At 67.7% G+C, this 919-nt stretch carries 1 protein-coding gene; it reads right to left on the bottom strand.

The window, feature by feature from the left end:
• Positions 1-919 (bottom strand): amidohydrolase family protein (locus tag TW83_RS17245; RefSeq protein WP_045984019.1); only part of this gene is annotated, 919 nt, incomplete at both ends.

Raw genomic sequence — 919 nt, 5'->3', positions numbered from 1 at the left:
GACCCCCGGAATGCCGTTCGGCACGTATTTGAAAGACGATCGCGCGCGGGGCGTGTCCTTGCCCGTGGCGTCGATGCGAAACGGGCAATGGTCGGACGAGAAGATGTCGAAGGTCCCGTCCCGCAACCCCTGCCAGATCGCCGCCTGGCTGTCCGCATCGCGCGGCGGCGGGGAACAGACGTATTTCGCGCCGTCGAAATCCATGTTCAGCCCGCGCAGGTCGTCGGCGGTCAGGGCGACATATTGGGGGCAGGTCTCGGCGTGAACTTTTAGGCCTCGGGCCCGGGCCCATTGGATCTGCTCCATCGGGTCGCGGCCCGAGACATGGACGATCACCACCGGCACGTCGATCAGCTGGGCGTGGCTGATGGCGCGGTGCGTGGCCTCGCGTTCGGCGATCTGGGCGTGGGCCTGACCGTGGTAATAGGGCGCGGTGCGGCCCTCGGCCTCCAGGCGCCGGGTCAGGTGCCGGATCGCGTCATGCCCTTCGGCATGGACCATGACCAGGGCGCGTTCGCGGCGCGCCACCTCGAACACGTCCAGGATCTGGGCGTCGTTCAGGACCAGATCGTCATAGGTCATGAAGACCTTGAAGGACGTGTACCCGTCGCGGACCAGCGCCGGCAATTCCTGCCCCAGCACCTGGGGGGTGGGGTCGGTGACGATCAGGTGGAAGGACACGTCGGTGTGGCAATGCCCCTGCGCCTTGCGATGATAATCCTCGACGCAGGCGCGCAACGACTGTCCTTTGATCTGCAGGGCAAAGGGCAGCACGGTCGTGTTGCCCCCCGCCGCCGCCGACCGGGTGCCGCTGGCGAAGCCGTCCGCCATGGTCGTGCCGTCCGAGGTCGGCTGGTCCAGATGCACATGCGCGTCGATCCCGCCCGGCAGGACCAGCAGCCCCGTGGCGTCGATCCGG

Origin of the sequence: Paracoccus sp. S4493, from assembly GCF_000967735.1 — a bacterium.
Lineage (GTDB): Bacteria > Pseudomonadota > Alphaproteobacteria > Rhodobacterales > Rhodobacteraceae > Paracoccus > Paracoccus marcusii.
The sequence above is the reverse complement of the archived record's forward strand: the minus strand, read 5'-3'. Positions and strand labels throughout refer to the sequence as shown.